Raw genomic sequence first — 24,087 nt, forward strand, 5'->3', positions numbered from 1 at the left:
ACGTAGAGGTATGAGCGCAGACGAAAAGCGACAGCGACTCTTAGAGGAGATCGTCGTGGTCGACCTGACGACGTTCGTCACCGGCGGGTTCGCCACGTTGATGCTGGCGAACCAGGGCGCGGAAGTGATCAAGGTGGAGCGCCCGGAGGTCGGCGACGACAGCCGGTACTCGGGGCCGCCGTTCGTCGACGTCGAGGGGTACGAGGGCCCCGGCAAGTCGGCGTCCGAGGAGGGCGAGTCGCCGTACTTCTGGACGGTGAACTACGGCAAGCAGAGCATCGAACTGAACCTGAAGACCGAGGAGGGGTTAACGGCGCTGTACGACGTCGTCGCCGAGGCGGACGTCGTCGTCGAGAACTTCCGGCCGGGCACCGCCGAGCGGCTCGGCGTCGACTACGAGACGCTGCAGGAGCACAACGACGACCTGGTCTACTGTTCGATCTCGGCGTTCGGCGAGACGGGCCCGTGGAGCGACAGGCCCGGGTACGACCTGCTTGTGCAGGGGATGAGCGGCATGATGAGCGTCACGGGCTACCCCGACGCGCCGCCGGCGAAGGTCGGGCTCCCGCAGACGGACCTCATCACCGCGATGTGGTCGGCGTTCGGGATCGTCACGTCGCTGTACAACCGCGAGCGGACCGGCGAGGGCGAGCGCGTCGAGCTCGGGATGCTCGACGCCGCGCTCCCGTGGCTCACGAAGCAGGCGGGCAAGAGCTTCGTCGGCGAGGAGACGTCCCGGATGGGGACGAAGGACCCGGTGCTCGCGCCGTACCAGATGTACCCGACCGCCGACGGGCACCTCAACGTCGCCTGCGGGAACCAGAAGCTCTGGGAGGAGTTCTGCGCGGCGATCGGCCGCGAGGACCTCTCGACGGACGAGCGGTTCGCCACGAACTCGGCGCGGGTGAACAACATGGACGCGCTCGAAAAGGAGCTCTCGGAGGTCCTGCGGACCAAGACGACCGACGAGTGGGTCGACCTGCTGGCCGACGAGCGCGGGCTCCCCGTGGGCCCGGTGTTCGACGTCGACGAGGCGCTGGACAACGAGCAGGTGCGCGCCCGCGGCGTCGTCGACTCGATCGACCACCCCGCGGCGGGCGAGATCCCCGTCATCGAACACCCGCTCAACTACGAGCGGGCCGACTCGGGGTTCTCGGAGGCGCCGCCGCTGCTCGGCGAGGACACGGTGCGCGTGCTGAAAGCGGCCGGCTACGACGACGCCCGCATCGACGAGCTGATCGAGGCCGGCGCGATCCCGGAGCCCTGACCGGCGCGCCGGCGATCAGCGAGACGTGTCGAGGACGACCTTCCCGAGCGTCCCGGAGGAGCGCAGTTCGGCCAGCGCTTCCGGCACCGAACCGAGACCGAACACGGAGTCGACCGCCGCGGTGAACGTCCCGTCGTCGAGGCGCTCGCCGACCCGTTCGAGGATCGCCGCCTGATCGCCCGCCGAGGCCACGATCGACATGAACCGGAGGTCGGCGTCCGCCTGCTTCGCCGCCATCGACGTGCCGCCGTCGACGGCGATCGTCTCGTTCTCCCCGATGACGACGATCCGGCCGCCGCGCGTCAGGCAGGCCAGGTCCGCCGCGAGGTGCGCGTCCGCCTGCGGTTCGAACACCACGTCGACCTCGCGGCCGTCGGCCGCCGTCCTGACGGCTTCCGCGAGCTCGTCGCTCCGGTAGTCGACGACGGCGTCGGCGCCGAGCCCCCGCGCGAACGCCGCGGGCTCGCCGTCGCGGGCGGTGCCGACGACGGTCGCCCCCGCCGCCGCGGCGACCTGCACCGCCGCGTGACCCACGCCGCCGGACGCGCCGTGGACCAGCGCGAGGTCGCCCAGTCGGAGGTCGCCGCGGGTCACGAGCGCGCGCCAGGCGGTCGCGAACGCCATCGCGGCCGCCGCCCCCTCTCGAAACGGGACCGACGCCGGGAGCGGCGCGAGCTGTTCGACCGGCGCCGCGGTGTACTCCGCGTACGTCCCGGGCGAGAAGAGGCCGAGCCCGGTCGCGAACACGCGGTCGCCCGGTGCGACCGCGGTCACGCCGTCGCCGACCGCCTCGACGACGCCGGCGAGGTCGGAGCCGCCGACGTGCGGGAGCCCGGACGGGGGGCTCACGCTCCCCTCCCGGACGTACTCGTCTATCGGGTTCACGCTCGCCGCCTCGATCCGCACGAGGGCCTCGCCCGGACCGGGGTCGGGGCGATCGACGGTCTCCAGGGCAAGTACGCTCTCGTCTCCGTGTTCGTGGAAGCGGACGGCGCGCATACGGCCCGTACGACGAACCGACGTATAGTGTTATGCCAGCGGTCGGCTCCCGCGGCGGTCGCCTCCGGTGAGCGCTTCGTCCCGGCGATCTCTTCGTCCCGGCGAGCGCTTTTGTACTCGCCGCTCCCACGGAGCGCATGCACGTCACCGGGCTCGATCACGTCGTGTTGACCGTCGAGGACGTCGACCGCGCCGTCGATTTTTACGCGACGACCCTCGGCGGCACGGCCGAGACGTTCGACGGCGGTCGGCGAGCCGTCTCGTTCGGCGACCAGAAGATCAACTTCCACCCGGCGGAGGCCGTCTACTCGCCCCACGCCGACCGGCCGACGCCCGGCAGCGGGGACCTCTGTCTCGTCGTCGACGACTCCCTCGACGCGCTCCGCCGGGACCTCCGCGACCGCGGCGTCGAGGTCGTCCACGGCCCCGTCGAGAAGGTCGGTGCGCGCGGCCCGATGGAGTCGGTGTACGTCCGCGACCCCGACGGCAATCTGGTCGAGCTGGCCCGGTACGACGCGTAGCCGACCGTTCGGATCGGCCGGGTCCCGCGGCGACTCACTCGGCGGCGACGATGCGGACCCCCCACAGCGGCCCGTCCTCTGTGACCCGGAGCGCTCTCTCCCCGACTAGCCGCACGTCGTCCCCGATCGAGAGCTCCCCGTCGAGCTGAGCGATGACGTTCGCGCCGCCGGGGAACGAGGCGAGCCCGAGCGCGTTCGGCTCCCGGACCCCGTCCGGCGTGACGTGGACGGTCGTCACCGACAGCAGCTCGCCGGTCCCGGCCGGAACGGCGTCGAACGCCGCCCCGCCGCACTCCGGGCAGCGGCGCTTCTCGTAGTAGGTCCGGCGCCCGCAGTCGCGACACTCGAGCAGTTCGGTCACGCGTCGCCCTCCAGCAGCGTGCAGACGGCGTTGTTCCCGAACCCGGCGACGTTGACGGCGAGGCCGCGGGACGCGCCCTCGACCGCCCGTTCGTCGGGGAGGTCGCCGCGGAGCTGCCACACGAGCTCGATCACCTGCGAGATCCCCGTCGCGCCGAGCGGGTGCCCGCGGGCCTTCAGCCCGCCGCCGGGATTGACGGGGAGCTCCCCGTCGAGGTCCGTCTTCCCGTCGCGGGTGCGCTCCCACGCGCGCCCCGCCGGCGCGAGCCCCAGCTCCTCCATCTCCAGCCACTCGAGGATCGTGAACGCGTCGTGGATGCACGCGAGGTCGACCGCGTCCGCCCCGAAGCCGGCCGCGTCGTACGCGCGCTCGCCGGCCGTCCGCACGCTCGCGATCTCCAGCGGGTCAGCCCGATCCGCGACCGCGTGCGTCCCGGTGGCGCTCTCGCAGGCGGCGATCGTCACCGCGTCGTCGGTCGCCCCCGACCCGGATTCGACCACGACCGCGGCCGCCCCGTCGCTGGTCGGACAGCAGTCGTAGAGGCGCAGCGGCTCGGCGACCGCCGGCGACGCGAGCACGTCATCGCCGTCGATCCGCTTGTTGAACTGAGCGTATTCGTTCGCGTACGCGTTGGCGTGGTTCTTCACGGCGACCCGCGACAGGTCGCGCCGGTCCGCGTCGGTCTCGCGGAGGTAGGCGGCCGCCGCCAGCCCGCCGAACGACGGCAGGGTGACCCCCTGTTCGTACTCCCGGTCGTGCGTGATCCGACTGATGATCTCGGTGGCCGTGGCCGTGTCCGCGGCGGACATCTTCTCGCCGCCGACGGCCAGCGCCCGCTCGCTCCGCCCGCTCGCGACCGCCGCGACAGCGCTCTGAAACGCGCTGGCACCGCTCGCGCTGGTGTTCTCGACCCGGCGGGCCGTGACGCCGGTCATGCCGAGGCCGCCGACGAGCGCGTTCGCCAACCCGGACCGGGCGTTGAACGCCTCGGCTGCCATGTTCCCGACGTGGACCGAGTCCACGCCGGCGGAGTCGCGGTCGGCGTCGCCGAGCGCGCGTTCCGCCGCGACGAGGAGCAGGTCGAGGAGCGATCGGTCGTCGGCGCTCGCGAACGCCGTCATGCCGACGCCCGTTATCGCCGGGAGGTCCCCGCGAACCGGTGATGCGTCTACTGCCCGCGCTTCTCGCTTCTGGGCGGTCATCGTACGACCGAACCCAGACGCTAGACCGGTATATAAGTACGGTTCGCGCCACTCGTTGCACGCGAACGGGGCCTCGCCGCTGGTCAGATCGAGAGCCTATAAAAAAAAACGGGCCGCGAGCAGTACGTCGGTCGTCGGGCGTTCAACGACGCCCCGCCGAGTGTCGAAGCGATCCGCCGTGCCGGAGTGTCGGGCGACGCGCTATCTGAGGTTATTCACCGCCCTTTTCATATACGGTCCGAGGAACGGCCCGAACAGCGCCAGGAGGATCAGGATGGAGATCCCGAGCGAGAGCGGCCGGCTCGGCGACACGAAGATGCCGTACCCGCCGCCCGAAAGCTGAAGCGCGCGGAAGAAGTTCTCCTCGGCTATCGGCCCCAGAACGATCCCGAGGACGAACGCTATCACCGAGTACTTGTACTTCACCATGTAGTAGCCGAGGATGCCGAGCGCCAGCACGCCGAAGGCGTCGAACCAGCTCCGCCGGAGGCTGAACGCGCCGATGAACGAGAGGACGATGACCATCGGGATGATGACGTCGGTGTCGAGCTTCGTGATCGCGCTCGCGTACGGGATGACCGTGTACCCGACGGCGAGGATGATGAAGTTGCCGAGGAACACCGAGACGAACAGCGCGTACGTGATGTGAAGCTGCGCGCCGAACAGCCCCGGGCCGGGCTGGAGCCCGTGCATCAGGATGCCGCCGAGGAACACCGCCGTCGAGCCGCTCCCCGGAATCCCGAACGAGAGCGTCGGGACCAGCGACCCGCTGACGGTCGGGTTGTTCGCTCCCTCGGGGGCGATGATCCCCCGCGGGTCGCCCTCGCCGAATATCCCGTCGGCGGCCGAGGAGCGCGCCTCCTCGGCGTACGCGACGAACGTCGACGTCGTCGCGCCGGATCCGGGAACGGCGCCGATCAGCATGCCGATCACGCCCGCTTTGAACAGCGACTTCGGGTACCTGAAAACCGTCTTGATCCCGTCGGTGATGCTGCCCGTGATGCCGACCGCGTCCTCCGCGATCTGGTCTTGGACCGCGAGCTTCATCATCTCCGCGAAGGCGAACATCCCGATCAGGGCGGCCACGAAGTTGAGCCCGTCGTACAGCGCGAGCTGGCCGAACGCGTAGCGCGGCGTCGGCGCCATGATCGCGATGCCCATCGTCGAAATCATGAAGCCGAACGCGCCCGCAACGATCCCCTTCACGATCGACCCGTCCGCGACGATCGTGATGAGCGAGATCCCGAGGATCGCGAGGAGGAAGTACTCCACCGATCCGAACAGGAGAACGACCTCGATGAGGACTGGGGAGATGAGGACTAACAGGATCGCGGCGACAAACCCGTTAAACGCGGAGGCCGTCGTCGTGATCGCGAGCGCGTTCTTCGCGAGCCCCTTCTTCGCCATGGGATAGCCGTCGAGCGTCGTCGCGGCCGCCGACTCGGTCCCGGGAGCGTTCAACAGGACCGCGGAGATGCTCCCGCCGAACATCGCGCCGCTGTAAATCGAGATCAGGAGGATGAGCGCGGGCGTCGGGTCGAGCGGGACGGTGAGCGGGAGGACGATCGCCATGCCGACCGGCGAGCCGATCCCCGGCAGCGCCCCGAGGACGATCCCCGCGAGCAGCCCGGCGGCCATCCAGCCGATGACCGGCCAGCTGACCGCGATCTGTATCCCCTCGACGAGGCTTGCGACCGCCATTCAGAGCCCCTCCGTGAACACGATCGCTCCCTGATCGAACGGCATGAGCAGGAAGACGATGAACCCGTACACGATGACCGTCGCGACCGCGGCGAGGAACGCCGCCTTGAGTAGGTTCACTCTGAACCACGCGGTGTACGCGAAGACGAACAGCGGCGTCACGTAGAGGAAGCCGACCGCCCACCCGAGCGCGAAGTAGACGGTCGAGAAGACGATCATGATCACCGTGTTGTTGATGTCGATGCCCCACTTCTGATGGAGCGGTAGGTCTTTCGCCCGGACGTCGTCGGTATCGTCGTCGTCGGTATCGAGGTACTTCTCGTCGACGGCGGTGTCCTCGACGTCCGTGGAGTCCTCGTCCTCCTCGGCGTCCTCGATGGCGCCGACACCTTCAGTTTGGCCCTCCTCGAAGCTCTCCGTCATACTCACTTCTTGGGCGACGAACTTCTGGATCGGTCCCGGGAGGTAGTTCTGTATGAGGAGGAGGAACGATCCGATCCCGACGACTTGTGCCATCAACTGCGGAAAGATCGTCGCGTTCTCCGGGTAATCCTTGAGTATCGGGTCGACGTAGAACACTACGGACAGCCCGAGCAGCGTTACGAGTAGGACGTGTTCCGCCGTGATTCCTTCAAGTCGTTTTGAGTAATTGACCATGACAGTATTATCTGATCCGCCGGACTCCAACTATAAATAAATTGAGTTCGACGCGCCGGTCGCGCCGCGATCGATTCAGGGCTGGTTCTCGTTGACGAGTTCGAGAATTTCGAGCTCCTGGTACTGCTCGAAGGCGTCCTCGAAGTTCTGCTCGGCGACTTCCGGCCCCTCGTACACGACCGGGTTCCCCGTCTCGTCGCTCCACTCCTGCACGGGATCGCTGTTGACGGTCTCTTCCAGCGCTTCGGCGTAGAAGTCGACGATCTCCTGGGGCGTCTCCGGCGGGGCGTACATGCCGCGCCAGACCCCGCCGACGAAGTCGATCTGCGGGTAGCCGAGGTCGGTGACCGAATCGATGTCCGGGTAGACCTGCGTGCCGGGCCCGTAGAACGTCACGACGGGGTAGACGCGGCCGGTGTCGACGACCGACTGGGTCCCGGCGTCGGTCCCGATACCGCACGGGACCTCGCCGCTCGCGACCGCCTGCGTCACGGGGCCCGTCCCGGTGTACTGCACGCGGTTCTGCCAGTTCCAGCCGACCTCGTCCGGGTACGCGTACTTGTACAGCAGAACGATGATGTCCTGCGAGCTCCCGGACGACTGGACGCCGATGTTCTCCCACTCGCCGCTCTCGTACTTCGCGAGGACGTCGTCGAACGTCTCGACCTCGTCTTGGTACTCCTCGTTGACGACGAGACACCACGTCGACTGGCCGACCACGCCGAGCCCGGTGAGGTCTCGGATGTCGAAGTCCGGCTCGTTGAGCAGCTGCGGCGCGACTTCGAGCGGCCCGGCGTTGCCCGCGATGGTCTGCCCGTCGGGCTCCGAGCGGTACAGCTCTCCGAGCCCGTTCAGACCGCCGGCGCCCGGAATGTTGTCGATCTGCAGCGACTCGCCGACAGCCTCTCGGAGTCCCGGCTGAATCCCGCGTGCGTACGTGTCGGTTCCGCCGCCCTCGTCGTACGGGACGATGTAGCGGACCGTCCCCTCGGGAGACCATCCGTCGCCGCCGTCACTGCCGTCGCTGCCATCACTGCCGTCGCTACCGTCGCTGCCGTCACTGCCGTCGCCGCCGTCGCCGCCGTTACCGGAACAGCCGGCGAGTCCGACGGCGCCGGTCGCGCCGATCGCCTGCAGGAAGCGTCGCCGCTTCGTGTTCGATGTCGATTCGGTCGAATCGGTTGGTGTTTCTTCAGTCATCTTGTCACGTTGGTCGGCTCAGCTTGTTTTCTCTCGCCCGGATCCGCATCTGGGACGGGCCTTCGCCGTGTCCGTGTATGGCATTTGGTGGCAATATCATAAATGTTTCTATCAGAAGGACAGTTGTCTGCCGGATGATTCGGTCCCTACCGTCGGCGTTCATCCCGTCGCTCTGCCGATGTCCGCTCGGCCGCTCTGCAAATGTCCGCCCGGCCGCTTGGAGGAACCTTTTATATTCCATGCCTGAATAGGTCGACCATGGTGATCATCGCAGCCGTAGACCGGTCGGAGAGAGCGCCGAGCATCGTCGACGAAGCGAACGAGCTCGGTCAGGCCTTCGACGAGCCCGTCCACGTCGTCCACGTCTTGTCCCGCTCGGAGTTCGTCGGGCTCGAACGGACCAGTGTGACCGACACAGGGAAGTCGATCCCGACCGACGACGTGCTGGACATCGCCGAGGAGTTCGCGCGGGAGGCGATCGACGAGGCGGGGGTCGACGACGCGACCCCTGTCGGCCTCCTCGGCGACCCGGCCGACGAGATCAGCAACTACGCCGACTCCAACGACGCTCGGTACCTCGTCATCGCCGGCCGGAAGCGGTCGCCGGTCGGGAAGGCGCTGTTCGGCAGCACCGTTCAGTCCCTGATGCTCAACTCCGAGACCCCGGTCGTCTCGATCCGGACCGACTGATTAGAGCCGCTCTTCGATCGCCGCCACGACCTCGCCCGTCGACGCCGACCCCCCGAGGTCCGGCGTCGCCGGCGCGTCGTCGTCGGCGAGCACCGCTCGGACCGCGCTCCAGAGGGCGTCGGAAACGGGCTCCTCGCCGAGGTCCTCGAACAGCATCGCGGCCGAGAGCACGGTGGCCATCGGGTTCGCGACCCCCTGCCCGACGATGTCGGGCGCGCTCCCGTGGACGGGCTCGAACATCGAGGGATACTCGCCGTCGACGTTGATGTTTCCGGACGGCGCGAGCCCCATGCTGCCGCTGACGATGGCGCCGATATCGGTGAGGATGTCGCCGAAGAGGTTCGACGCGACCAACACGTCGAACTCCTCCGGCCGGCGCACGAGGTCCATGCTCCCGGCGTCGATGAGCAACGACTCGACCTCGACGTCGGGGTAGTCGGTCGCGACGTCCTCGACGACGTCGTCCCAGAACGTCATGCTGAACGCCTGCGCGTTGGACTTCGTGATGCTCGTCAGCTGTCCCTCGCGCTCCGTCGCCGCCTCGAACGCCGCCCGCACGATGGTCTCCGTCCCCTCGCGCGTGTGGACCGCGCTCTGGATCGCCACCTCGTGGTCGAACCCCTCGTGGACGCGACCGCCGGCGTCCGAGTACTCGCCCTCCGTGTTCTCCCGGTAGACGACGAAGTCGATGTCGCCGCTCTCGTACCCGCGGAGCGGGCTCTCGACGCCCTCGAAGAGGATCGACGGGCGCTTGCACACCTGCTGGTTGAACCCCTTCCGGATCGGCAACAGGAGCCCGTGGAGCGTGATGTGGTCCGGGACCTCCGGGTGGCCGACCGCGCCGAGGAGGATCGAGTCCGCGTCGACGATCCGGTTGAGCGCGTCGTCCGGCATCATCTCGCCCGTCTCCATGTACCGCTCCGTCCCCCAGTCGTACTCCGTGAACTCCACCTCGACGTCGTGGCGAGACGCCGCCTCGTGCAGCAGCGGGAGCGTTTCGTCGACGACCTCCGGTCCGATACCGTCACCTGGTATCGTCGCTATCTCGTATGACATGGTTCCGGAATTCGCTCACACAAGCTAAACTCTTTGGGCCGTGACACCCCTTGCCCGCCCGATTCGAGGCTGGAGCGCTCCCCGCGAACGACGGAGCTCGTCGCCCCCGATCATCCCGCTCACAGTCCCCAGCCCACTCCACTCACAGTTCTCGCGATTACCCCACTCACAACGCTTTTCACTCCCCGATGGGAGAGTGAGCCATGGTAAGCGAGACAGCGTACGAGAGTATCTCGCTCGACGTCACCGACGGTGTGGCGACGATCGAGTTCCACCGGCCCGAGGTGTACAACGCGCTCAACGACACAGTCATGCTCGACATCCTCCGGGCGTTTGACGAGATCCAGCTCGACCGCTCCGTCGACGTCGTCGTGATCACGGGGGAGGGCGACGACGCCTTCTCGGCGGGCGCCGACATCTCGCAGTACGCCGGCCCCGCCGAGGAGCACGACCCGCGACAGAAGGACCGCCAGGAGCTGTTCTACGAGATGTACCGCAAACCGTTCGAGTGCCACGCGCCCGTCATCGCGAAGGTCAACGGCTACTGCGTCGGCGGCGGCCTCATCTTCGCGATGTTCTGCGACATGCGGATCGCGGTCGACGATGCGAAGTTCGGCGTCCCGGTGACCGACATCGGCCAGATCCCGACCGGGAACTCCACGTGGCGGGCGATCGAGCTCGTCGGCGAGGCGAAGGCGAAGGAGCTCGTCTACACCGCCGGGATGATCGAGGCCGACGAGGCGGAGCGGATCGGCCTCGTCAACCACGCCGTCCCGCGCGAGGAGCTCGACGAGACCGTCGACGAGATCGTCGAGGCGATCCAGTCCACCGGCCGGTCCGCGGTGAAGAACTCCAAGCGCGCGTTCAACCACGCGGTCGACGCGCAGAGCGCCGAGGAGAACCGCGCGTTCGAGGCCGAGGTCTGGTGGGAGCAGTTCGCGACCGACGAGCGGGAACGGCTCGTCGACGAGTTCAACGACAAATGACCGGGGGACCGCTCGCCGGCCTCACCGTCGTGGAGATGACCGGCCACCGCGCGGGCCCGTTCTGCGGCGCGCTCCTCGCCGACATGGGCGCCGAGGTCGTGAAGATCGAGCGGCCCGGCGTCGGCGACCCCGCCCGCAGTCAGGGCGTCGGTCCCGACGGCAAGTCCGGCTACTTCATGGCGAACAACCGGAACAAGCGCTCCGTCACGCTCGATCTCAAGTCCGACGCCGGCACCGAGGCGGCGCTGTCGCTGCTGGAGAAGGCCGACGTGTTCATCGAGAACTTCGGCTACGGCGTCACGGACAAGCTCGGCGTCGGCCACGACGCCGTCAAAGACCGGAACCCGGAGATCGTCTACGCCAGCATCAAGGGGTACGGCGAGACCGGCCCGCGGAAGGAGCAGGCCGGCCTGGACCTCATCCTGCAGGCCGAGGGCGGGATCATGAGCGTCACCGGGCCGGAGGGCGGCGAGCCGGTCAAGGTCGGACAGGCCATCGGCGACCTCACGACCGGCATGTTCGCCGCGATCGGGATCCTCGCCCGGCTCTACGAGCGGGGGAACGCGGGCGGCGGAGACGCCGACGGTGCGGAGGGCGAGGGAACCGACGGTGATACAGAGAACTCGTTCAACGGCAAGTTCGACGTCGGGCTCTTCGACTCCATCGTGACGCTTATGAACGAGTACCTCACGTCGTACTCGATGGACGGGTCGGTGCCGGGGCCGCAGGGCACTTCCCATCAGACGCTCGTTCCGTACCAGCGGTTCGAGACCGCCGACGGCGCCCTCGTCACCGGCGTCCCGAGCGACGACCGGTGGGACGACTTCGTCGAGCTGGTCGGCCGCGAGGAGCTGGCCGAGTACCCGACGAACGACGACCGGTTCGAGCACGCGGACACGGTCGTCGGGATCATCGAAGAGGAGTTCGCGGAGGAGTCGACGGAGTACTGGCTCGACCGCCTCATCGACTACGGCTTCCCCTGCGGGCCGATCAACGACGTCGAGGACGTCGTCAACTACGACCAGACGCGGGCGCGCAACCTCGTCGTCGAGCACGACGACCCCGACTGGGGCGAGTGCCTCCTCCCGGGCCACCCGATCAACTTCCCCGAGCACGACGACGTCATCCGGTCGCCGGCGCCCCGGCTGGGCGAGCACACGGAGTCCGTGTTCGCCGACGTCGCCGGCGATCAGACGACGCTCGACGAGTGGCGCGAGGGCGGCGCGTTCGGCGACTAGTACGAGAAATTGGTTTCTCGTCGTTTTTGTTTATAAATGGCTAACTGCGGATCGGCGACGAACGCCTGCGCAGCCCCGACTGATCGCTTATAAATCGCCGCCAGCAGGTCAGTATTGATTGCCTCCGAAGCCCCGGCCGCTCTTTTATAGGTAGTTGCTGACGGAGCAACGGTGAACACCTCCAAAGCCCCAGCCGCTCGGCTATACGTAGTTGCTGACGGAGCAACGGTGAACACCTCCAAAGCCCCAGCCGTGAGGGGCGCGCACGCTCGCTGCGCTCCTCGGTCGCTCGCGTTGCTCGCTCCCTGCGGTGCTTACGTCGCCTCCGCGCCCCTCACGGCTGCCCCTTTGAGCCCCGCCCCGCACGGCACCGCAGCCTCACGCCTCCCCAACCTCGCGGCTCCCTCCGGTCGCCGCGTCCCTCGCGCGTGCTGCTCGGCCGCGAGGCGGCCTCGCAGGCACGCGCCACCGCACCGCCGCGTTCACTTATAAACACCGTCGCCGTCGCTCGTCGTTATTTAAATAGTGACCGACGCCCGAGAGCCGACCCGTCCTACGCCAGCGCGTCGGCGATCTTCTCGATCGGGTGCGGCGGCTTCTCGTCGTACTCGTCGCCGATCTGCGTCCGGCAGGAGGCGCCGGGCGCGACGACGGCGTCGCCGTCGCTGTCGTCGATCCGGTCGAACAGCATCGAGCCGATCGCTTGGCTCATCGAGTAGTGCTCCGCCTCGTAGCCGAACGTGCCGGCCATCCCGCAGCAGGAGGTGTCGAGCGGGTCGACCCGGAACCCCGTCCGCCGGAGGACGCCGACCGCGTGGTGGTCCTTCTTCACCGACTTCTGGTGGCAGTGGCCGTGGTACGTGAGCCGCTCCGCGCCGCCGTCGACGTCGAGCGCCTCGTCGAGCCGGTGGGTGTCGAGGTACTCCAGCACGCCGTAGGCGCGCTCGGCCACCCGGGCCGCGTCGTCGGAGGAGAGCAGGTCGAGGTAGTCGGACTGAAGCATCACGGCGTCGGAGGGCTCGACCACGACGACGTCGCGCCCGTCGTCGACGTGCGACGCCAGCGTCGCGACGTTGGCTTCGGCCGTCTCGCGGGCCTTCCCGAGGAGCCCCTTCGAGTGCGCGGGGCGGCCGCTGTCGGTGATCTCCTCGGCGACCGCGACGTGGACCCCCGCCGCTTCGAGCACCCGGACCGCCGCCTTGCCGGCCTTGGGGTTGTTGTAGTTCGTGACCGTGTCCGGCACCAGCACGACGCGCCGGTCGGCGGCCGCTTCGCTCACGACCGACCCGCCGCGGTCCGCCCACCAGTCCACGAACGTCTCGCGGTGGAACGTCGGGAGCGAGCGCTCGCGGGCGATCCCGAGCGTCTTCTCCATGACGAGGCGCGCGCCCGGGACCTTGGTCCCGAGGTTCGACAGCGGCGCCGTCGCGCTCCCGAGCTTCGAGAGCGCGTCGACGTTCGCGAACAGCTTCGACCGGAGGTCGGCGCCGTGCTCCTCGTGGTGGGCGTGCTCGACCTCCACTTTCATCTTCGCCATGTCGACCTCGCTGGGGCAGTCGATCGAACACCCCTTACAGCCGACACAGAGGTCGAGCACCTCGCGCATGAACTCCGTGTCGAACTGCTCGCCCTCGGGGAGGTCCCCGCTCATCGCCTGCCTGAGCATGTTCGCGCGGCCGCGAGTGCTGGTTATCTCCTCCTGTGACGCGCGGTAGGTCGGGCACATCACGCCGCCCGCCCCGTCCTGACTGGTGCGACACCCGCCGCAGCCGTGGCAGAGCTCGGCCATTCCCTGGAAGCCGTTCTCGTTGTCCCACTCTAGGGCCGGCTCGAAGCCGGCGTCGAACTCGTACTCCTCCCCGAACCGGAGGTGCTCGCTCATGTCGTGGTCGCCGCAGACGCTCCCCGGGTTGAGCAGCCAGTCGGGGTCGAAGGCGGTCTTCAGGTCCTGAAACACGTGCCAGAGCCGGTCGCCGTACAGCTTCCGGTTCCACTGGGTCCGGGCGCGCCCGTCGCCGTGCTCGCCGGAGACCGACCCGCCGTACTTCACCGCCAGATCCGTGGCGGCGTCGGAGATGGACACCATCGTCTCGGTCCCCTCGGCGGTCTTCGTGTTGATGAGCGGCCGGACGTGCATACAGCCCGGGCCGGCGTGCGCGTAGAAGCTCCCGAAGGTGTCGTGGTCCTCGAAGATCTGCTTGAACTCCCTGGTGTACTCCGGCAGGTGCTCCGGCGGGATCGCGAGGTCCTCGATGAACGCGATGTGCTTCTCGTCGCCGGTCCGCGACAGCAGGATCGGCGTCGACGCCTTCCGCATCTTCCAGAACTTCTTCTGGGTCTCCTCGTCGTACGCCGCCATCCCGTCGAACGCCAGGTCGCCGACCCGGTCCTCGAGGAGGTCGTCGACCTGCCGCTTGGCCGACTCTTCGTCGTCGGCGTAGAACTCGATCAGCAGGAACGAGTCGGTCTCGTCGGGTAACAGTCCGATGACGTCCTTGAACTCCTCGAGGTCGCGCGCCAGGTCGACGAGGACGCCGTCGAGCACCTCGACCGCCGCCGCGTCGTGTTCGAGGATCGGGCCGACGTCCTCCATCGCGTCGAGCAGGTCGTGGTACGTGAGCAGCGCGACCCCCTTCGTCGCCGGGATCGGTTCGAGGCTCACCTCGGCCTCGGTGACGATGGCGAGGGTCCCCTCGCTCCCGACGAGCAGGCGCGCGAGGTTGACGGTCCCCGACTCCGCCTCCTCGATCAGCACGTCGAGGTTGTACCCCGACACGTTCCGCTTGAGGTCGGGGTACCGCTCCTCGACCTCGTCGGCCTCCTCGTCGATGATCCGGACGACCGCCGCGTAGATGCGTTCCAGGAGCGTCCCGTCGGGGTCGGCCGCCCCGCGCAGCTCCGCGACCGAGACCTCGCCGAACGTCTCGACGCTCCCGTCGGCCAGCACCGCCTCGACCTCCTCCACGTAGGCGTCCGTCTTCCCGTACTTCAGGGAGTGCGCCCCGGTCGTGTTGTTCCCGATGGCGCCGCCGAGCGCGCTCCGGTCCGCGGTCGACGGGTCGGGCGCGAACTTCAGGCCGTGTGGTTCGAGTGTCCTGTTCAGTTCGCCGAGCGTGATCCCCGTCCGGGCCCGGGCCCGCCCGTTCTCGGGGTCGACGTTGACCACGTCGGTCATGTACCGCGTGAAGTCCAAGACGATCGCCTCGTTCACCGACTGGCCGGCGAGGCTCGTCCCGCCGCCGCGGGGCAGCGCCGGGATCTCCTCCGCGGCGCAGTACTCCATCACGGCGGCGACGTCGTCGGTCGACGTCGGGTAGACGACCCCGATCGGCGTCACCTCGTACGCGCTGGCGTCGGTCGCGTACATCTGCTTGGAGTACTCGTCGAAGCGCACGTCGCCGTCGACGAGCGGGTCGAGGTCGGCGACGAGCGCCGAGTCGTGTTCTGTCTCGCTCTGGTAGTCGTAGTTCGCCCGCGGGTCCGCGGACGGATCGGGTGCTGTGTTTTTAGATCCCATCTGTAATCGGCTAGTTGGACGCTTTCAGCGTGGCGTGGGCATGAATGTTACGCGTCAACACGGTACGACAGGGCGGGAGGAACTCGCCGACGGGTACGACGGAGCGGGGTGACCTCGCCGACGGCCCGGGCCGCGCGAGCCCGTCCCGGTCGGCGGACTACTCGCGCTGCTGGGCGTCGACGACGGCGACGCTCGCGAGGTTGACGATGTCTTTCACTTCGTCGCCCCGCTGGAGCACGTGGACCGGCTCGTCCATGCCGACGAGCATCGGACCGATGGCGTCGGCGTCGCCCAGCCGCTGGAGCAGCTTGTACCCGATGTTCCCCGACTCCAGGTTCGGGAACACGAGGACGTTGGCGGCCTCGTCGAGGTCGGAGAACTCGTAGGTGTCGGTGAGCATCTCCTCGACGAGCGCCGTGTCGGCCTGCATCTCCCCGTCCACCGGGAAGTCGACCTCGGGGTCGTCGCGGAGCGTGGCGGCCGCCTCCCGCGGCGCCTGCGTCGTCTCGTCGTCGACGCTCCCGAAGTTGGAGTACGACAGCAGCGCCGCCCGCGGGTCGACGTTGAACTGCCGCGCCAGGTCGGCGGTGTGCCGCGTCGTCTCCGCGAGGACGTCGGCGTCGGTCTCCCGGTTGACCGTGACGTCGGCGAAGAACACGACTCGGTTCCCGATCGTGAGCATGTAGACGCCGGAGACGTACTCGGCGTCGTCCGCGGTCCCGATGACCTGCAGCGGCGGTCGGAGCGCCGAGGGGTAGTGGTGCGTCAGCCCCGTCAGCAGCGCGTCGGCGTCGCCTTGGTCCACCATCACGCTGCCGAGGTAGTTGGTGTTGTTGCGGATCAGGTCGCTCGCCTCGTTGCGGGTGATCCCGTTCCGCTTACGGAGCTCGTGCAAGCGGTCCGCGTACTCCTCGTACTCCCCCGTCGTCGGGTCGACGACGGTCGCCTCGAAGTCGAGGCCGAGGTCGGCGACGGTCCCCGCGATCGCGTCGGCGTCGCCGAGCAGCACGGGGTCGGCGATCCCCTGCTCGGAGAGCTGGTACGCCGCGCGGATCATCTTCTCGTCTTCCCCCTCGGCGAGCGCGATGCGCTTGGGGTCCTGTTTCGCCTTGTTGACGACGATCCGCATCATCTCGCGGGACTTCCCGACGCGCGCCTCCAGCTCGTTCCGGTACTCCTCGAGGTCGACCTCGTCGCGCGCCGCGCCGGACTCCATGGCCGCCTTCGCGACCGCCGGGGCGACCTCGAACAGCACGCGCGGGTCGACCGGCTTCGGGAGGATGTACTCCGGCCCGAACTGGAGCGGCTCGTCGCCGTACGCCTTCAGCACCGCGTCGGGGACGTCCTGCCGCGCTAGGTCCGCGAGCGCCTCGGCGCAGGCGACCTTCATCTCCTCGTTGATCTCCGAGGCTCGGACGTCGAGCGCGCCGCGGAAGATGAACGGGAAGCCGAGCACGTTGTTCACCTGGTTCGGGTAGTCGGACCGCCCCGTCGCCATGATCACCGTGTCGTCGCGGGCGTTCTTCCCCTCCTCATAGCCGATCTCCGGGGTCGGGTTCGCCATCGCGAAGATGATCGGGTTATCGGCCATCGACCGCACCATCTCCGGCGAGACGATCCCGCCGGCCGAGAGGCCGACGAGCACGTCAGCGCCCTCCATCGCGTCGGCGAGGTCGCCGTCCGCGACATCCCGGGCGAACTCCCGCTTGTACTCGTTGATATCGCCCGCCTCGGCTCGCTCCTCGGTGATGATCCCCGTCGAGTCACAGAGCGTGATGTTCTCCCGCTCGACGCCCAGCGAGACGTAGAAGTGCGCGGTCGCGAGCGCCGACGCGCCGGCCCCGGAGAACACGACCGTCATGTCGCCCAGGTCCTTGTCGACGATGTCGGCGGCGTTGATCAGCCCGGAGCCGTTGATGATGGCGGTGCCGTGTTGGTCGTCGTGGAACACGGGGATGTCCATCTCGTCTTGGAGGCGGTTCTCGATCTCGAAGCACTCCGGGGCTTTGATGTCTTCGAGGTTGATCCCGCCGAACGTCGGCTCCATCGCGGCGACAGCCTCGCAGAAGGGGTCGACGTCATCGATGTCGAGTTCGACGTCGAACACGTCGACGTCCGCGAACCGCTTGAACAGCACGCCCTTCCCCTCCATGACCGGTTTCGACGCCGTGGCGCCGATGTTGCCGAGACCGAGTACCGCGGACCCGTTCGAGACGACGCCGACGAGGTTCCCCTTCGCCGTGTAATCGTACGCCTTCCCGGGGTCCTCGGCGATCTCGCGGCACGGTCCGGCCACACCGGGCGAGTACGCCAGCGAGAGGTCCCGCTGCGTGTTCGTCGGTTTCGTCGTCGCGATCTCGATCTTCCCGGGCGGGTCTGCCCGGTGATACTCCAGGGAATCGTCTTCTAGCGTCATACCGATTGATTACGCGAATCGCATAAATACTTATGGGCACCGCCGCCGCGTCCTCCGGTCGTCACCGCGTCGGTCGGACCGTCCGGCCGCCGCCGCGAGTCGAGATACGAGTATGCGGGATCGGCCGGAGAGTCGGCATCACGGTGGACCCGTCTCGCTCCCCTCGACGCCGCCCGGAGTCGCTCAATCGGTCGAAGCGGGGTCGGGCCCGTTCGATTCGCGTCGCGCCGCGCACCGGCCGCGCCTCTCGTCTCCGCGGGCACGGCGGCCGACCCATCCGAGCATCTCGAACGGGCTCTACGGACGCGTCCGCCGGTCCGAGCGGGGTTACTCGAGGTCGGGCCGGGAGAGCTCGGTCTCCTTGGCGGTGATGAACTCCAGGAGGGCCGGCGTCCCCTCCTCGGTCTTCTCGATGGCGCGTTCGAGCGCGGGCGCGACCTCCTCGGGGTCCTCGACGCGCTCGCCGTAGCCGCCGAGCGCCTCGCCGACGTCGGCGAAGTCGCCGCCGAACGGCGTGTCGTACGACGCCATCTCGTAGTTGTTCAGGTGGATGGTGAGGATCGGGGCGTCCTCGCGGACCGCCGTCTCGAAGTCGAGCCCGGTCATCCCGATGGCGCCGTCGCCCATGATGTTGATACAGAGCTTCTCGGGGAAGCGGACCTTCGCGCCGAGCGCGAGCCCGAGCCCGTAGCCGAGCTGGGTCGTCTTCCCCCAGCCGATGTACGAGAGGGGTTCGTCCGTCTCGTAGAACGGCGCGAGGAAGTCCCGCGGGTTCCCGGCGTCGGCCGTGATGATCGTCTCGTCGGGGTCGACGACGTTCGTGATCTCGTGGATCACCCGGTAGGGGTTGATCGGCGTCTCGTCGGACGTGAGCTTCGGCTCCCACTCGTCGAGCCAGTCGGACTTGACCGCCGCGATCTCATCGGCGACGTCGTCGAAGCGGCCGCGGTCGTCGTCGACGCGCTCCGCCACGGCATCGGTCACCGCGTCGAGGACGAGCTGCGCGTCGCCGACGAGCGCGAGCTCCGAGTCGACGTCCTTGTCGATGTCGGTGGGGTCGAGCGTCGAGTGGATGACGGTCTTGCCATCCGGGACCGTGATCCCGTAGGCGGTCTCGGTGAAGCTGCAGCCGACGCCGAAGAGGACGTCGCACTCGTCGAGGAAGTGCGCGAGCTGGCCGGGCTCGCTCTTGCTGCCGGCGCCGAGCGAGAGCGGGTGGCTCTCGGGGAAGGCGCTCTTGGCGTTCAGGCTCGTGGCGACGGGCGCTTCGAGCGTTTCGGCGAGCTCCTTCAGCTCGTCCCACCCCTTGGCGTAGTGCACGCCCTGCCCGGCGAAGATGACCGGGTTCTCCGCGTCGGCGAGGGCGTCAGCGACCGCCGGGACCGCGTCGGGGTCCACGCCGGCGCGGTTGGCGCTCGACGGGGTGTACTCGAAGTCCTCGGGCGCGTCCTCCCAGAAGACGTCCTTCGGCACCTCGACCACGGCCGGACGGGGGCGGCCGTTGCGCGCCGCGGTGAACGCCCGGCGGAACGTCTCCCCGACCGCGTCCGGGTCCGTGAGCTGCTCGCAGGTCTTGCTCACGCTCTGGTAGGTGACCAGCGAGTTGAACTTCGGATCGACGTCCGTCTTGGCGCGGTCGTAGCCCGCCGGGATCGCCACCAGCGGCGCCGACTCGCCGTACGCCTGGGCGACGGCGCCGATGGAGTTCTCCGTCCCCGGGCCGTGCTGACAGGCGAACGCGACGACCTCGTCGCCCGACGTGAGCCGGCCGATGGCGTCGGCCATGTGGACCGCGGTCCGTTCCTGACGGGTAATGATCGTTCGGAGGCCGGCCTCCTCCGCCGCGTTCGTGTCGAACAGCGGATTGCTGGGGAACCCGAACACGTACTCTACACCCTCCGCTTTCAGCGCTTGCGCAATAGCTTCTGTAACGTTCATCTTATTGATCGGTTACGTCACGCTCCGGTCCGGGGTTAAATAAAGGTACCTGTAGGGGCCGCTTTCGTCGCCGCCAGCGTCGTCGGCGTTCGCGTCGTCCCCGACGAACCCTATCTTGCCGGCTCCCGAAGGACTGATACTTCGGTGCGACGAGGGTCAGCGTATGTCCGAGCGAGCCCAACTCCAGACGCTGTCCGTCCACGAGTCCGTCGAGAACGTGATCCCGCCCGAGGCCTTCGTCGCGGCGTTCGACGACCTCGACCTCGACGTCGAACTGGTCGGCGACGGCGAGAGCTACGACGAGACCGACGCCGTCGCCACGTACGTGCCGCGACCGGAGTTCCTCGACGCCGGCTGGGTCCACTGCATCCGCGCCGGCTACGACGAGTTCGACACGGCGGCCTACGAGGCGGCGGACGTGCCGCTCACGAACAGCACCGGCATCCACGACACCACCGTCAGCGAGGTCGCGATCGGGTTCATGCTGTCGCTCGCCCGGCTCCACCACGTGTACCGCGACCACCAGAACGAGCGGGAGTGGTACACCCCGGAGTACGAGCGCCCGTTCACCGTGGAGAACGAGCGGCTCTGCGTCGTCGGTCTCGGGACGATCGGGCGCGGTATCGCCGAGCGCGCCGACGCGCTCGGGATGGACGTGGTGGGGATCCGGCGGTCCGACGAGCCGGTCCCGGGCGTGTCGGAGATTTTCGACCCATCGGACCTCCACGACGCCGTGGACGACGCGCGCTTCGTCGCGCTCGCGCTCCCGCATACCCCCGAGACCGAGGGACTCATCGGGGCGGCGGAGTTCGAAGTGATGCGCGACGACGCGTACCTGATCAACGTCGCTCGGGGGCCCTTGGTCGACGAGAACGCGCTCGTCGACGCGCTCGAGACCGACGCGATCGCCGGCGCGGGCCTCGACGTGTTCGAGACCGAGCCCCTCCCCGAGAGCTCTCCGCTCTGGGACTTCGAGGACGTCATTATCTCGCCGCATAAGGGGTCCGCGACCAACCGATATCACCTCGACATCGCCGACCTCGTGACGGAGAACGTCGAGCGGTACCTGGCCGACGACTCGCTGCGGAACCGCGTCGCCTAACCGCCCGAGCCGGGACGGTCCGTCTCGAATCCGGCGCATCGTCGAATCGTTTCCTTATTCCGAACAGAAGATTACCGACCTTTCGGAATCTCGTACACTATTTATTTTGTGATTAAAGTCTCGAATTATAGAATACTATATTTATAACGGCGTTCGAGCGGGTGAATAATAACTATACCGCAGATCGCGGCCGCTCTCCGCATCGGATCCGAACCCGATGACGGGTCGAACGGCACCCGATTCGTCGACCGATCGGTTTCGTATATTCGAACATCTAGTCGTTTCGTTCGGCTGGCAAACGGTCGGTGCGACGGAACCTCGATCGGTTCTCACGTAGACATTACACAACTAGTACTGTAATGGAACTGTAAACGGAGTAGTAATTCGCGCCCGCTTCACGGTCGCCCGTGGGTGAGGTTGACCTCGATGACGTTCGCCGTCTGGTTGAGGCTCTCGGTGTACTCGCGGCGTCGATCCTCGGGTTTCAGGCGGCTGATCGGCGTCATGATGCTGATCGCGGCGTTCCGACGGTCTCCGGTTTCGAGCGGCGTTCCGACGCAGCCGAGTCCGCCCAGTCGCTCCTCCTCGTTGTACGCGAACCCCTCCTCGCGGATCCGATCGAGCTCCTCGAACAGCGCGTCTCGGGTCGTGATCGTCTCGTCGGTCCGAGCCGGCAGCCCGTGCCGGTCGACGATTTCGTCGACCCGCTCGTCGGAGAGACTCGCGAGCAGGGCCTTGCCCAGCGCCGTTGTGTGGAGGTAGACGCGCCGCCCGAGGTGGACGTCGAAGTCGACCGCCTGCTCCCCGCGGGCCGTGTGCACGTAGATTCCGAGCCCCCGCTCCTCGAACAGCAGGTTCGCCAGCTCGCCCGTCTCCTCGGCCAGCTTGCGCACCTCCGGTTTCGCGACGTCGTAGACGCCGTCGTACTGCCGGGCGATCCCGCCGAACTCCAGACACCGGAGGCCGAGCCGGTAGCCGCCGTCGCGCTTGACGACGAGGCCGTGCTCCTCGAGCGTGATGAGGTGTTTGTACACTGTGCTCTTGGCCAGATCCAGGCTCTCGACCAGCTCCGCGATCGAAACGCCCTCGCCGCGGTCGGCGACCTCCGTCAGGATCCGCATCGAGGTCCCCGTCGCCCGCACCGACGCCGTTTTTGGCCTCTCCATGGACGTACCTCGCCGAAGACGGGTAATAAGGATTGTGGGCGCTGACACGACGGAACGAGCGGGGGCCGTCCGGGCCGCCCGGAGCGGCCGGACCGCTCGGCTCGCCGGAGCGACCGGCGAGCTACCGGTCTCTGGCCGCCGCCACCGCGTCGATCGTCCGCCGCGCGTTCTCGGCGACGGTCGCGTACTCCCCGCTCGCGACGGCGTCGTCGTCGACGATCGCGCTGCCGACGCCGACGGCGACGGCGCCGGCGTCGACGTACTCGCCGGCGTTCGCGGGGCCGACCCCGCCGGTCGGCACCAGCGGGATCTGCGGGAGTGGGCCGCCGAGCGCCGCGACGTGCTCCGGCCCGCCCGTCTTCGCCGGGAACACCTTCACGAAGTCGGCGCCGGCCTCGTGCGCTTCGACGGCCTCCGTCGGCGTGAACGCGCCGGCCGCGACCGGCGTCCCGTAGCGGTTCGCGGTCTCGATGACGCCGGCGTCGACCGTCGGCGTGACCAGGAACTCGGCGCCCGCGAGCTGGACGGCCCGGGCGGTCTCGGCGTCGAGCACCGTCCCGGCGCCGACGAGGACGTCGTCGAACCGGTCGGCGAGCGCGCCGATCGTCTCCGCGACGTCCGGCGTGTCCGCGGTCACTTCGAGCGCCGTGACGCCGCCGTCGACGACCGCGTCCGCCACGTCGACGGCGTCGTCGGGAGCCACCCCGCGGAGGATCGCGATCACGCCGCCCTCGCGGATCCGTTCGGTTCGTCGTGCGTGCATACCCGAACCCGGCACGGCGGCCCTAATAAATGGGACGGCTCGCGGCGGCGGACGCCGTCCCGGCGACCCCGCCCGCGGAGCACCCGAAACGACTAACAGCGCCGCCGAGGTACGCTCACGGGATCGAATGACCACAATCGTCGACTACGAGCTGTTCGAGGTGCCCCCGCGGTGGCTGTTCCTCCGCGTGGAGACGGACGACGGCACGGTCGGGTGGGGAGAGCCGGTCGTCGAGGGGCGGTCGAAGACGGTCCGGACCGCCGTCGAGGAGCTGTTCGAGAGCTACCTGCTCGGGGAGGACGCCGGCCGGATCGAGGACCACTGGCAGGCGATGTACCGCGGCGGCTTCTACCGCGGCGGCCCGGTGTTGATGAGCGCCATCGCCGGCGTCGACCAGGCGCTGTGGGACATCAAGGGGAAGGAGCTCGGCGTCCCCGTCCACGACCTGCTCGGCGGCGCGGCGCGCGACCGAATCCGGGTGTACCAGTGGATCGGCGGCGACCGCCCCTCCGACGTGGCCGAACAGGCGCGCGAACAGGTCGAGGCCGGGTTCACGGCGCTGAAGATGAACGCGACCGAGGAGCTCGAGCGGGTCGCCGACCCCGCTGCGATCGACGCCGCCGCCACGCGGCTGCGGGAGGTCCGGGAGGCCGTCGGCGACGAGGTCGGCATCGGCGTCGACTTCCACGGCCGGGTCTCGAAGCCGATGGCGAAGCGCCTCGTCGAGGCGCTGGAGCCGTACGACCCGATGTTCGTCGAGGAGCCCGTCCTGTCGGGGCACAACGACGCCCTGCCGGGGATAGCCGCGCACACGACGACGCCGATCGCCACCGGCGAGCGCATGTACTCGCGATGGGACTTCAAGGAGGTGTTCGAGAACGGCGCCGTCGACGTGATCCAGCCCGACCTCTCGCACGCGGGCGGGATCACCGAGGTGAAGAAGATCGCCGCGATGGCCGAGGCGTACGACGTGGCGATGGCCCCCCACTGCCCGCTCGGCCCGATCGCGCTCGCCTCCTGCCTGCAGGTGGACGCCTGCTCGCCGAACGCCTTCATCCAAGAGCAGAGCCTCGACATCCACTACAACGAGACGAGCGACGTGCTCGACTACCTCGCGGACCCGTCCCTCTTCGACTACGAGGACGGGTACGTGCAGATCCCCGACGGCCCCGGCCTCGGGATCGAGATCGACGAGGACCACGTCCGCGAGCAGGCCGAGACGGACGTGGACTGGCACAACCCCGTCTGGCGCCACGACGACGGGAGCGTCGCCGAGTGGTGAGCCGCCGGTAGCCGCCCTCGCGGGA

At 68.4% G+C, this 24,087-nt stretch carries 19 protein-coding genes; 7 read left to right on the top strand and 12 right to left on the bottom strand.

Annotation, left to right across the window (positions count from 1 at the left end):
* Positions 1-10 precede the first annotated feature (10 nt).
* The gene (locus Hrr1229_RS10765) at positions 11-1,267 is read left to right on the top strand and encodes a CaiB/BaiF CoA-transferase family protein (protein WP_123112901.1); all 1,257 of its coding nucleotides are present in this window, start codon (positions 11-13) and stop codon (positions 1,265-1,267) included.
* A gap of 15 nt (positions 1,268-1,282) precedes the next feature.
* Here Hrr1229_RS10765 and Hrr1229_RS10770 read toward each other — a convergent pair whose 3' ends face one another.
* Positions 1,283-2,266 carry an NADPH:quinone reductase gene (locus tag Hrr1229_RS10770; protein ID WP_123112900.1) on the bottom strand — a complete coding sequence of 328 codons (984 nt, stop codon included), beginning with the start codon at positions 2,264-2,266 and terminating at the stop codon, positions 1,283-1,285.
* 137 nt (positions 2,267-2,403) lie between these two features.
* Here Hrr1229_RS10770 and Hrr1229_RS10775 point away from each other — a divergent pair, with 137 nt between their 5' ends.
* Positions 2,404-2,787, top strand: coding sequence for a VOC family protein (locus Hrr1229_RS10775; protein WP_123112899.1), 384 nt, complete (start codon positions 2,404-2,406; stop codon positions 2,785-2,787).
* 34 nt (positions 2,788-2,821) lie between these two features.
* Here the strand turns inward: Hrr1229_RS10775 and Hrr1229_RS10780 are convergent, their stop codons facing one another.
* The 5 genes from Hrr1229_RS10780 to Hrr1229_RS10800 form a co-directional block, all read right to left on the bottom strand.
* Positions 2,822-3,148 (bottom strand): OB-fold domain-containing protein, encoded by a 327-nt coding sequence (locus Hrr1229_RS10780; protein ID WP_123112898.1) that lies wholly within the window; start codon positions 3,146-3,148, stop codon positions 2,822-2,824.
* Complete coding sequence (locus Hrr1229_RS10785) at positions 3,145-4,269, bottom strand: thiolase family protein (protein ID WP_123112897.1); 1,125 nt, start codon at positions 4,267-4,269, stop codon at positions 3,145-3,147. The genes Hrr1229_RS10780 and Hrr1229_RS10785 overlap by 4 nt, the downstream gene beginning before the upstream one ends.
* 282 nt (positions 4,270-4,551) lie before the next feature.
* A complete protein-coding gene (locus Hrr1229_RS10790; RefSeq protein ID WP_123112896.1) occupies positions 4,552-6,051 on the bottom strand; it encodes a tripartite tricarboxylate transporter permease in 1,500 nt (499 codons plus the stop codon).
* Positions 6,052-6,567: a hypothetical protein gene (locus Hrr1229_RS10795; protein ID WP_148041746.1), complete on the bottom strand. Its 516-nt coding sequence runs from the start codon at positions 6,565-6,567 to the stop codon at positions 6,052-6,054.
* Positions 6,568-6,783: 216 nt separating this feature from the next.
* The gene (locus Hrr1229_RS10800; protein ID WP_123112894.1) at positions 6,784-7,908 is read right to left on the bottom strand and encodes a tripartite tricarboxylate transporter substrate binding protein; all 1,125 of its coding nucleotides are present in this window, start codon (positions 7,906-7,908) and stop codon (positions 6,784-6,786) included.
* Between the two features lie 258 nt (positions 7,909-8,166).
* On the opposite strand from Hrr1229_RS10800, the gene Hrr1229_RS10805 reads away from it, so the two are divergent.
* Positions 8,167-8,598, top strand: coding sequence for a universal stress protein (locus Hrr1229_RS10805; RefSeq protein ID WP_123112893.1), 432 nt, complete (start codon positions 8,167-8,169; stop codon positions 8,596-8,598).
* Here Hrr1229_RS10805 and Hrr1229_RS10810 read toward each other — a convergent pair whose 3' ends face one another.
* On the bottom strand, positions 8,599-9,654 hold the full coding sequence (locus Hrr1229_RS10810; protein WP_123112892.1) for an isocitrate/isopropylmalate family dehydrogenase: 1,056 nt from the start codon (positions 9,652-9,654) through the stop codon (positions 8,599-8,601). It abuts the gene before it with no gap.
* A 203-nt stretch (positions 9,655-9,857) separates the two neighbouring features.
* Here Hrr1229_RS10810 and Hrr1229_RS10815 point away from each other — a divergent pair, with 203 nt between their 5' ends.
* Both Hrr1229_RS10815 and Hrr1229_RS10820 read left to right on the top strand, forming a co-directional pair.
* Positions 9,858-10,640: an enoyl-CoA hydratase/isomerase family protein gene (locus tag Hrr1229_RS10815; protein WP_123112891.1), complete on the top strand. Its 783-nt coding sequence runs from the start codon at positions 9,858-9,860 to the stop codon at positions 10,638-10,640.
* Entirely contained in the window at positions 10,637-11,878 is a 1,242-nt protein-coding gene (locus Hrr1229_RS10820; RefSeq protein ID WP_123112890.1) for a CoA transferase, read from the top strand. The genes Hrr1229_RS10815 and Hrr1229_RS10820 overlap by 4 nt, the downstream gene beginning before the upstream one ends.
* A 553-nt stretch (positions 11,879-12,431) precedes the next feature.
* Here Hrr1229_RS10820 and Hrr1229_RS10825 read toward each other — a convergent pair.
* From Hrr1229_RS10825 to Hrr1229_RS10835, 3 genes are all read right to left on the bottom strand, one after another.
* Complete coding sequence (locus tag Hrr1229_RS10825) at positions 12,432-15,395, bottom strand: FAD-binding and (Fe-S)-binding domain-containing protein (protein WP_123112888.1); 2,964 nt, start codon at positions 15,393-15,395, stop codon at positions 12,432-12,434.
* 157 nt (positions 15,396-15,552) lie between these two features.
* Positions 15,553-17,811 (bottom strand): NADP-dependent malic enzyme, encoded by a 2,259-nt coding sequence (locus Hrr1229_RS10830; RefSeq protein ID WP_123112887.1) that lies wholly within the window; start codon positions 17,809-17,811, stop codon positions 15,553-15,555.
* Positions 17,812-18,138: 327 nt separating this feature from the next.
* Positions 18,139-19,695, bottom strand: coding sequence for a thiamine pyrophosphate-requiring protein (locus Hrr1229_RS10835; RefSeq protein ID WP_255212487.1), 1,557 nt, complete (start codon positions 19,693-19,695; stop codon positions 18,139-18,141).
* 217 nt (positions 19,696-19,912) lie between these two features.
* Between Hrr1229_RS10835 and ddh the strand changes: the two genes are divergently transcribed.
* The gene (gene ddh, locus Hrr1229_RS10840; RefSeq protein ID WP_123112885.1) at positions 19,913-20,851 is read left to right on the top strand and encodes a D-2-hydroxyacid dehydrogenase; all 939 of its coding nucleotides are present in this window, start codon (positions 19,913-19,915) and stop codon (positions 20,849-20,851) included.
* A 395-nt stretch (positions 20,852-21,246) separates the two neighbouring features.
* Here ddh and Hrr1229_RS10845 read toward each other — a convergent pair whose 3' ends face one another.
* Complete coding sequence (locus Hrr1229_RS10845; RefSeq protein ID WP_123112884.1) at positions 21,247-22,017, bottom strand: IclR family transcriptional regulator; 771 nt, start codon at positions 22,015-22,017, stop codon at positions 21,247-21,249.
* A gap of 121 nt (positions 22,018-22,138) precedes the next feature.
* Positions 22,139-22,780, bottom strand: a complete 642-nt coding sequence (locus Hrr1229_RS10850; RefSeq protein ID WP_123112883.1) for a bifunctional 4-hydroxy-2-oxoglutarate aldolase/2-dehydro-3-deoxy-phosphogluconate aldolase — start codon at positions 22,778-22,780, stop codon at positions 22,139-22,141.
* A gap of 127 nt (positions 22,781-22,907) precedes the next feature.
* On the opposite strand from Hrr1229_RS10850, the gene dgoD reads away from it, so the two are divergent.
* Complete coding sequence (gene dgoD / locus Hrr1229_RS10855) at positions 22,908-24,062, top strand: galactonate dehydratase (RefSeq protein ID WP_123112882.1); 1,155 nt, start codon at positions 22,908-22,910, stop codon at positions 24,060-24,062.
* The last annotated feature ends 25 nt before the right edge of the window (positions 24,063-24,087 follow it).

It is taken from the genome of Halorubrum sp. CBA1229, from assembly GCF_003721435.2.
In the GTDB taxonomy this organism is placed as follows: Archaea; Halobacteriota; Halobacteria; order Halobacteriales; family Haloferacaceae; genus Halorubrum.

Bases quoted from the DNA above. Each gene is read 5' to 3' on its own strand.
- Hrr1229_RS10805 (WP_123112893.1), top strand. From the start codon at position 8,167: ATGGTGATCATCGCAGCCGTAGACCGGTCGGAGAGAGCGCCGAGCATC.
- Hrr1229_RS10790 (WP_123112896.1), bottom strand. From the start codon at position 6,051: ATGGCGGTCGCAAGCCTCGTCGAGGGGATACAGATCGCGGTCAGCTGG.
- Hrr1229_RS10810 (WP_123112892.1), bottom strand. From the start codon at position 9,654: ATGTCATACGAGATAGCGACGATACCAGGTGACGGTATCGGACCGGAG.
- Hrr1229_RS10825 (WP_123112888.1), bottom strand. From the start codon at position 15,395: ATGGGATCTAAAAACACAGCACCCGATCCGTCCGCGGACCCGCGGGCG.
- Hrr1229_RS10850 (WP_123112883.1), bottom strand. From the start codon at position 22,780: ATGCACGCACGACGAACCGAACGGATCCGCGAGGGCGGCGTGATCGCG.
- Hrr1229_RS10800 (WP_123112894.1), bottom strand. From the start codon at position 7,908: ATGACTGAAGAAACACCAACCGATTCGACCGAATCGACATCGAACACG.
- Hrr1229_RS10845 (WP_123112884.1), bottom strand. From the start codon at position 22,017: ATGGAGAGGCCAAAAACGGCGTCGGTGCGGGCGACGGGGACCTCGATG.
- dgoD (WP_123112882.1), top strand. From the start codon at position 22,908: ATGACCACAATCGTCGACTACGAGCTGTTCGAGGTGCCCCCGCGGTGG.
- ddh (WP_123112885.1), top strand. From the start codon at position 19,913: ATGTCCGAGCGAGCCCAACTCCAGACGCTGTCCGTCCACGAGTCCGTC.
- Hrr1229_RS10820 (WP_123112890.1), top strand. From the start codon at position 10,637: ATGACCGGGGGACCGCTCGCCGGCCTCACCGTCGTGGAGATGACCGGC.
- Hrr1229_RS10815 (WP_123112891.1), top strand. From the start codon at position 9,858: ATGGTAAGCGAGACAGCGTACGAGAGTATCTCGCTCGACGTCACCGAC.
- Hrr1229_RS10795 (WP_148041746.1), bottom strand. From the start codon at position 6,567: ATGGCACAAGTCGTCGGGATCGGATCGTTCCTCCTCCTCATACAGAAC.
- Hrr1229_RS10785 (WP_123112897.1), bottom strand. From the start codon at position 4,269: ATGACGGCGTTCGCGAGCGCCGACGACCGATCGCTCCTCGACCTGCTC.
- Hrr1229_RS10770 (WP_123112900.1), bottom strand. From the start codon at position 2,266: ATGCGCGCCGTCCGCTTCCACGAACACGGAGACGAGAGCGTACTTGCC.
- Hrr1229_RS10830 (WP_123112887.1), bottom strand. From the start codon at position 17,811: ATGACGCTAGAAGACGATTCCCTGGAGTATCACCGGGCAGACCCGCCC.
- Hrr1229_RS10775 (WP_123112899.1), top strand. From the start codon at position 2,404: ATGCACGTCACCGGGCTCGATCACGTCGTGTTGACCGTCGAGGACGTC.
- Hrr1229_RS10765 (WP_123112901.1), top strand. From the start codon at position 11: ATGAGCGCAGACGAAAAGCGACAGCGACTCTTAGAGGAGATCGTCGTG.